General features: G+C 70.2%; 7 protein-coding genes and 1 tRNA gene. 4 read left to right on the plus strand and 4 right to left on the minus strand.

Annotated features, from left to right (window positions below; translation table 11 throughout):
• Together I5G_RS19160 and I5G_RS19165 are read left to right on the plus strand one after the other, a co-directional pair.
• A partial coding sequence (locus I5G_RS19160; protein WP_022880504.1) for a 2-oxo acid dehydrogenase subunit E2 occupies positions 1 to 1,177 on the plus strand: 1,177 nt, incomplete at its 5' end.
• Between the two features lie 103 nt (positions 1,178 to 1,280).
• Positions 1,281 to 1,922: an NAD(P)-dependent oxidoreductase gene (locus I5G_RS19165; RefSeq protein ID WP_022880505.1), complete on the plus strand. Its 642-nt coding sequence runs from the start codon at positions 1,281 to 1,283 to the stop codon at positions 1,920 to 1,922.
• Between the two features lie 53 nt (positions 1,923 to 1,975).
• Here I5G_RS19165 and I5G_RS19170 read toward each other — a convergent pair whose 3' ends face one another.
• Together I5G_RS19170 and I5G_RS19175 are read right to left on the minus strand one after the other, a co-directional pair.
• Positions 1,976 to 3,298, minus strand: coding sequence for a DUF4032 domain-containing protein (locus I5G_RS19170; protein WP_022880506.1), 1,323 nt, complete (start codon positions 3,296 to 3,298; stop codon positions 1,976 to 1,978).
• Between the two features lie 69 nt (positions 3,299 to 3,367).
• Positions 3,368 to 4,471, minus strand: a complete 1,104-nt coding sequence (locus I5G_RS19175) for an ABC transporter ATP-binding protein (protein ID WP_022880507.1) — start codon at positions 4,469 to 4,471, stop codon at positions 3,368 to 3,370.
• A 213-nt stretch (positions 4,472 to 4,684) separates the two neighbouring features.
• Between I5G_RS19175 and I5G_RS19180 the strand changes: the two genes are divergently transcribed.
• Together I5G_RS19180 and I5G_RS19185 are read left to right on the plus strand one after the other, a co-directional pair.
• Entirely contained in the window at positions 4,685 to 5,644 is a 960-nt protein-coding gene (locus I5G_RS19180; protein WP_022880508.1) for a thioredoxin domain-containing protein, read from the plus strand.
• A 72-nt stretch (positions 5,645 to 5,716) separates the two neighbouring features.
• Positions 5,717 to 5,789 (plus strand) — tRNA-Thr (locus I5G_RS19185).
• Between the two features lie 69 nt (positions 5,790 to 5,858).
• On the opposite strand, the gene I5G_RS24230 is transcribed toward I5G_RS19185, so the two are convergent.
• Together I5G_RS24230 and I5G_RS19200 are read right to left on the minus strand one after the other, a co-directional pair.
• Positions 5,859 to 6,527 (minus strand): SGNH/GDSL hydrolase family protein, encoded by a 669-nt coding sequence (locus tag I5G_RS24230; protein ID WP_083896713.1) that lies wholly within the window; start codon positions 6,525 to 6,527, stop codon positions 5,859 to 5,861.
• A gap of 405 nt (positions 6,528 to 6,932) precedes the next feature.
• On the minus strand, positions 6,933 to 7,452 hold a 520-nt coding region (locus I5G_RS19200; protein ID WP_022880510.1), incomplete at its 5' end, for a DUF3459 domain-containing protein.

The following is a 7,452-nucleotide window of genomic DNA, read 5'->3' on the forward strand; positions in this document are numbered from 1 at the left end:
CCGAGCGCGCGGCATCCTCGCCGGGATCCTCCTGCCCGCCGGTGACGCCGCCGCCGTGGGTGTCCCGATCGCCGTGCTCGCCGAGGAGGGCGAGAGCGTGGATGCCGCGCTCGCCGCGGCCGGGGGAGCACCCGCCCCCGCGACCGCGACGCCGTCCGACGCCGAGGTCGCCGCCGCGCCCGAGGAAGCGGCGGATGCGCCTGCGGCCGCACCGGCTCCCGCTCCCGCTCCGGCCCCTGCTCCTGCTCCTGCCTCGGCCACCGCTGCCGCCGAGACGCCCGCCGAGGAGCGCCGCCTCTTCGCCTCCCCGCTCGTGCGGCGCCTGGCTGCCGAGCGCGGCATCGACCTCGCCGAGGTCCCCGGGTCGGGTCCACGCGGACGGATCGTCCGCCGCGACCTGGATGCCTGGACCCCGGCGCCGGCGGAGCGGCATCCGGAACCCGCCCCCGAATCCGAAGCTCCGCAGCCGGCCGCGGCTCCGACCCCGCTCGGCGCCGAGTACGAGGACGTGCCGCACACCGGCATGCGGCGCGCGATCGCGCGGCGACTCACCGAGTCGAAGTCGACCGTGCCGCACTTCTACCTGCAGGCCGACTGCCGGGTCGACGCGCTGCTCGCCCTGCGAGCGCAGATCAACGCCGGGCGCGAACAGCGCATCTCGGTCAACGACCTCGTGGTGAAGGCGGTCGCCGGCGCGATGCGCGACGTCCCGGAGGCCAACGCGATCTGGACCCCGGATGCCACGCGCCGGTTCTCGGCGGCCGACATCGCCGTAGCCGTGTCGGTGCCGGGCGGGCTCCTCACGCCGGTGGTTCGCCAGGCCGACCGCCTCTCGATCGGCGAGCTCGCCGCCACGGTCCGCGACCTCGCGGCGCGGGCGCGCGAGGGGCGCCTGAAGCAGAACGAGCTCGAGGGCGGCTCGTTCGCGGTGTCGAACCTGGGCATGTACGGGACGACGTCGTTCTCGGCCATCATCAACCCGCCGCACGCCGGCATCCTCGCCGTCGGAGCCGCGACGCGGCGGCCGGTGGTCGAAGAGGACGGGTCGCTCGCGGCCGCCACGGTCATGTCGGTCACGCTCTCGGCCGATCACCGGGTGCTCGACGGCGCGCTCGCGGCGCAGTGGTTGGCCGCGTTCGTGGCCCGGATCGAGAATCCTCTGCAGATCCTGCTGTGAATCGTGTCGGTTTCGGGCTCCTGCGTTTCGCGACGGGGCCCGGAACCGGCACGCTGGGAGGAGACGTCCGCGGGGAATCGCGGACCGGAGGAAAGGAACACCCGTGACCCGAATCGCCGTCATCGGAGGAACCGGCTACGCCGGTAGCCACATCGTCACCGAAGCCGTCCGTCGCGGCCACACGGTCGTCTCGGTCGCCCGTTCGGTGCCCGCCGAGCGCGTCGAGGGAGCGACGTACATCGAGGGCACGGTCCTCGACGTCCCCGGCCTGCTCGCCGAGCTCGAAGGCGTCGACGTCGTCGTCTCGGCCGTCGCGCCGCGCGGCGACATGCTGGGCAAGCTCCGCCCGGCGATCGCGCAGCTGAACTCCGTCCTCCCCGAGGACGTGCGCCTGGGCGTCATCGGCGGCGCCGGTGGAACGCTCGTGGCCGAGGGCGGCCCGCGCCTCATCGACACCGAGGGCTTCACCGATGAGTACAAGCCCGAGGCGTCGGAGGCCATCGGCATCCTGGAAGACCTCGAGGCCGACTCCTCGGACCGCGACTGGTTCTACGTGCACCCCGCCGGCGGGTTCGGCGTGTGGGCTCCGGGGGAGCGCACCGGCACGTATCGCGACGGCGGGCACGTCCTCGTCGTGGATGCCGACGGCAACTCGTTCATCTCGGGCGCCGACTTCGCCGTGGCGGTGCTCGACGAGATCGAGAACCCGAAGCACTCCCGCGACCACTTCGCCGTCGGCTACTGACCGCGCGAACCACGACGGCGCCGTCCCTTCCGGGGCGGCGCCGTCGTCGTTCGTCAGACCAGATCCCGCCAGTCGATGACGTCCGTGTCGGTGGTGGGTACTTCGCCCGTCTCCGGGGCCGACGCGTCCGAGATGGTGGCGAGCGACATCGTGTCGGTCGGCGGTCCCATGACGGTCGCCTCGTCGCGGCGGTGACTCAGGACGTCGTCGATGTAGGAGGTCACGACCTCGGCCAGCGGCACCGACCGGCCGCGCGCCTGCGACATGTACCAGCGGTGTTCCAGCACCTGATGGAAGACCTCGGCCGGTTCGAGCTTGGCGCGGAGGTCGAACGGGATCGCCATGACGATGGGCTCGAAGACGCGGGTGAGCCACTCGTGGGCGACCATCTCCTCGTCTGCGCCGAGGCGCGACACCCGCGCGCGGAACTCGTCGAGGTCGTTGAGGAGACGTCGAGCCTGGTTCTCCTCCACATCGAGGCCCGTCAGCCGCAGCAGGCGCCGCTGGTGGTGCCCGGCATCCACGACCTTCGGCTGGATCGAGACCTGCGTGCCGTCGCTCGCGGTCTTGATCGACATCTCGCCGATGTCGAAGCCGAGGGCGTTGAGGCGGTGCACGCGCTCGGTGATGCGCCAGGACTCGTCGACGGCGAACGTCTCCTTGTCGGTCAGAGCGCCCCACAGCGAGTGGTACGACGAGACCAGCCCGTCCGCGATCGCGACGGCATCCACCCCGCCCTCGAGGCGGCCGCCGGCCTCGAGGTCCATGATCTCGCCGGCGATGTTGATGCGGGCAATGTCGAGATCGTGTGCGCGCTGCCCGGCGGTCAGGCGGTTGCCCTGGAGTTCGCCCGTCTCCGCGTCGACGAGGTAGGCGGCGAACTCGCCCGCATCGCGGCGGAACAGCGTGTTCGAGAGCGATACGTCGCCCCAGTAGAAGCCGACGTTGTGCAGGCGGACGAGCAGCACGGCGAGGGCGTCGACGAGACGTGTCGCCGTGTGCGGGCGCAGCACCTGCGTGAACAGCGCGCGATAGGGGAGCGAGAACTTGAGGTGCGCCGTGACCAGCGCCGCCGGGAGCGGGCGGCCGGAGGCGTCGGTGCGTCCGGCGATCACGGCTACGCGGTCGACGCAGGGCGCGTCGAGGCGGTCGAGGTTGCCGAGCATGTCGTACTCGCGACGCGCCATCTCCTCGGTCGTCTCCTTGATGGCGACGACGCGGCCGGACAGATTCGCGAACCGCACGAGGTGGCGGGAGATGCCCTTCGGGAGGGCGACGATGTGCGAACTCGGCCAGTCCGCGAGGCCCGTCGACCACGGCAGCTGCAGGAGCCCCGGGTCGACGGTGCTGGCGGTGATGCTGAGGGATTCGGCCACGGTTCCTCCGGGGAAAAGGGTGCGGCGCGGGGAGTCCGGAAGACTCCCCGCGCCGCGACGGTGCGTCGATCAGGCCGAAGCGATGGCCTTGTCGGTGAGACGGTCGCCCGACGTGACGTCGAAGACGTGCACGTGACCGGGGACCGGCGCCAGCACGACTGTCTCGCCCGCGTTGGGGTGACGACGGCCGTCGACGCGCGCGACGATGTCGGTGCGCTTGCCGTTGATGTCGGTGTGGCCGTAGAGGTAGCCGTCCGCGCCGAGCTCCTCGACGAGGTCGACGACGACCGTGAGGCCCTTGCCGTCGGCCGGGGCGACCTGGATGTCCTCGGGACGGACACCGATGGTGACCTCCGAGCCGTGCGCCTTGCCGATGACGTCGGCCTCGACGGGGACGACGAGGTCGCCGAAGCGGACGCCGCCCTCGGCCAGGTCGACCGGGAACAGGTTCATCGCGGGCGAGCCGATGAAGCCGGCGACGAAGACGTTCTTCGGCTTCTCGTACAGGTCGCGCGGGGTGCCGACCTGCTGGAGCAGACCGTCCTTGAGGACCGCGATGCGGTCGCCCATGGTGAGGGCCTCGGTCTGGTCGTGCGTGACGTAGACCGTGGTGACACCGAGACGGCGCTGCAGCGACGCGATCTGGGTACGGGTCTGGACGCGGAGCTTGGCGTCGAGGTTCGACAGCGGCTCGTCCATGAGGAACACCTGGGGCTGACGCACGATGGCGCGGCCCATGGCGACACGCTGACGCTGACCACCCGAGAGGGCCTTCGGCTTGCGGGTCAGGTACTGCTCGAGGTCGAGGAGCTTCGCGGCCTCGAGGACGCGAGCGGCGCGCTCCTCCTTGCCCACGCCGGCGATCTTCAGGGCGAAGCCCATGTTCTCGGCGACGGTCATGTGGGGGTACAGCGCGTAGTTCTGGAACACCATCGCGATGTCGCGGTCCTTCGGCGGGACGTCGGTGACGTCGCGGTCGCCGATGAGGATGCGGCCGGAGTTGACCTCTTCGAGGCCGGCGAGCATGCGGAGCGACGTGGACTTACCGCAACCGGAGGGTCCGACGAGGACGAGGAACTCCCCGTCTCCGACCTCGAGGTTGAGCTTGTCGACCGCGGGGCGAGTGCCTCCGGGGTACAGACGGGTTGCGTTGTCAAAGGTGACGGACGCCATTTCTTCTTCTCCTTCACCGGCAGGTACGTGCCGGACGATCCGTAGTGAATGGAATGAACGGGGGCGACCCCGAGCGCGCGCGACAGTGAGCGCAGGGCCAGTATCGCACGTGTCTGGTCATTTCTCAGCCAGGGTTACTACCATCGATGCTCGTTCGCCTACCCGTGCGTTCCCATCATCGTCAGCGGCATCCGTCCGCGCCCGAGAGGTCCCATGTCCAACGACCAGACGCCGAATCTGCCCGCCGAGAACGCTCGCCGCGAGGCGGTGCGCGAGAAGGCGCAGCAGGTCAAGGCGCGGCAGACGCGGGCGCGGATCGTGCGTCGCGTCCTGGTGGTCGTCGGTGCGATCGCCGTCGTGGCCGTGGGCGCCGCCGGTGTGACCTACGCGCTGTCCTCTCGCGACGGCCGTTCGGCGGCGCTTCCGCGTGCCGCCTCCGACGACGGCTTCGTCGTCACCGCGGCGACGGGCATCGCCGACCCCCGCGCCGACCAGACCGTCGACGGGAACGCCTCCGCGCTGGCGGCCGAGGCCACGCCCACGCCGACCCCCACGCCCACTCCGGAGCCGACCACCACTGCCGCGCCGGTCGACATCCGCGTCTACGTCGACTACCTCTCCAGCGAAGCGCGGGAGTTCCAGCTCGCCAACGCCGAGCAGCTTTCCAAGTGGGTGTCTCAGGATGCCGCTTCGCTGACGTACTACCCGGTGGCGATGCTCACCTCGAAGTCGAACGGCACGAAGTACAGCCTCCGCGCCGCCGGCGCCGCAGCCTGTGTCGCGACCCACGCCTCGGACAAGTTCTTCGCCTTCAACCACGAGCTGCTGATCAACCAGCCCCCGGTCGACTCCGACGGCTACAGCGACGAGAAGCTCGCCGACATGGCGCAGGGCACAGGCGTGAGCGACCCCGACGCGGTGCGCCAGTGCATCGAGGACCAGACGTACACCGCGTGGGCCAAGGCCGCGACCGACCGCGCGATCAAGGGTCTGCCCGACACCAAGGGCCAGGCGCTGACCGCGACCCCCACGGTCCTCGTCAACGGCACGCCGTACGTCGGCCGCATGGACGACCCGAAGGAGTTCGCCCAGTTCGTGCTCACGGTCGACAGCAACGCCTACTACTCCACCGCCACGCCGACCCCGACGCCCACTCCGACCACCGCGGGCTGAGGCCCGCGCGGGGAGTCGCATCTGGACGCCCGCGTGGGGCATCCCGCCGGGCGTCGATAGACTGGCCGTCTCGCCGGCTTGGCGCAATTGGTAGCGCACCGTACTTGTAATACGGGGGTTGCAGGTTCAAGTCCTGTAGCCGGCACTCGAGTCTCGCCGCTCACCGTCGTGCGTCGCGTCGTCAGCAGGCACGTCGACGCGCGCCTCCGTCGTTTCAGTGCGCGTCGGACACACCACAGTTGGCGAGCACATGGGCGGCCACGTGCGCGTGACCCGCCCGCGTGGGGTGCGTCCCGTCGGCGTCTATCGCCGTCGTTCTGTCTGTCGCGTCGAAGGCGTGCAGGCTGTCGACGAATCCGAGACCCAGGCGCGCGCAGCACGCACGGATGTGGTCGGCCAGATCGACGGCTTCGGTCGGGACTGCTTCGGCGCGGGGCCAGATCGGGCCGATGACGAGGACCGTCCGGGCGACGGTACGCGCGAGTTCGAGGGTCTTCGTCGCAGCCGTGAGGGCTTCGTCGTGGGCGCCGCGTTTCCGCATCTCCCAGGTGTCGTTGTAGCCGCCCGAGATGAGGAGGAGGTCCGCGTGGAAGGCGGCGAGGTCGGGGAGTCGGTGGGCGAATGTATCCGCACGCCCATGGGCGTCGCGGATGTACCCCGTTCCGCCTTGCCCGTCCATGAACGCCAGGTTCATGCCCATTCGTTCGGCGACGATCGGGACGAAAGTGTCCGCCGACGTCAGAAAAGGCTCGCCCGACACGAACGAGTCGCCGATCGCCACCATGGTCGTTCCTGGTGAAGGCTCTTCCCTCAACGCCCGGACGAGCGCGAACCGCCTTCGAGACCGTACGAGAGCCCGCTGGCCCATCGTCTTGAGCGTCATCGCTCGACTTCTCCTTCATGCCCGGACCGTGGCTCTCCTCTGCCACATGTCCCCCAATCGGGGGACGCTAGCAGCGCACCGGATCGAGGGGTCCAGATTCACCCCGCGGGGTGATCTCTCGCCCCCATCTGCATGTTCGGAGCTGAAAGTCAATCCGCCCGCGCGGCTCGCAACCCTGCAGAGGATCCATTCAGGGGCAAGAAACGAGAATCATGGGCCACGCCCACGCCATCACCTGGGACAACATCGAAGGGCTGTCGAATCATGAACGGGAACTCGGACGGCGGATCCTCCCCGACGTCGACCTTCGAAAGGTGTCACTGGTCCGTTGCCGTGTCGACGGCGAGCTGATGCCGGACATCGTCTTCGGTGAGGTCCGTCGGAATCAGACGAACGGACATCGGCTCAGCGCAGCCCCACCCGCAGCCACAGCACCCCGTGCGCCGGGACCGTGAGCCCACCCGCGAGGGCGACAGGTTCCTCAGCGATGAGGTCGATGGCATCCGGTTCCAGTCCGGACAGGGTGAGCGCGTCGACCTCGACGGCGTGGTCGGCGACGTTGGCCAGCACGAGGACCGCCGCGCCGGCGTCGCCCGGGCGGAGGAACGCGACCACCGAGTCGACGTGCGCGTCGAACGCGATGAGCTCGTTCCCGGCGAGCTCGGGCGTCGAGCGGCGGACGTCGATGAGCCGCGTGAGCCCTGAGAAGACGCGGCCCGCGGGGGTCGTGGCATCCATCCGGTCCGCGTAGTTCTGCTCGGGGCGGTGCGGGCGGTGCACCCACCGGTTGTCGCCCGCCTCGGCGCGATTGCGGCGATAGGAGTAGTCGTTGAGTTGGGCGACCTCGTCGCCGAGATAGAGCAGCGGGATGCCGCCGGTCGACAGTGCGAGCGCGTGCGCGAAGATCACGCGTTCCTCGCCGCCC

Origin of the sequence: Microbacterium sp. B19, from assembly GCF_000333395.1 — a bacterium.
In the GTDB taxonomy this organism is placed as follows: domain Bacteria; phylum Actinomycetota; class Actinomycetes; order Actinomycetales; family Microbacteriaceae; genus Microbacterium.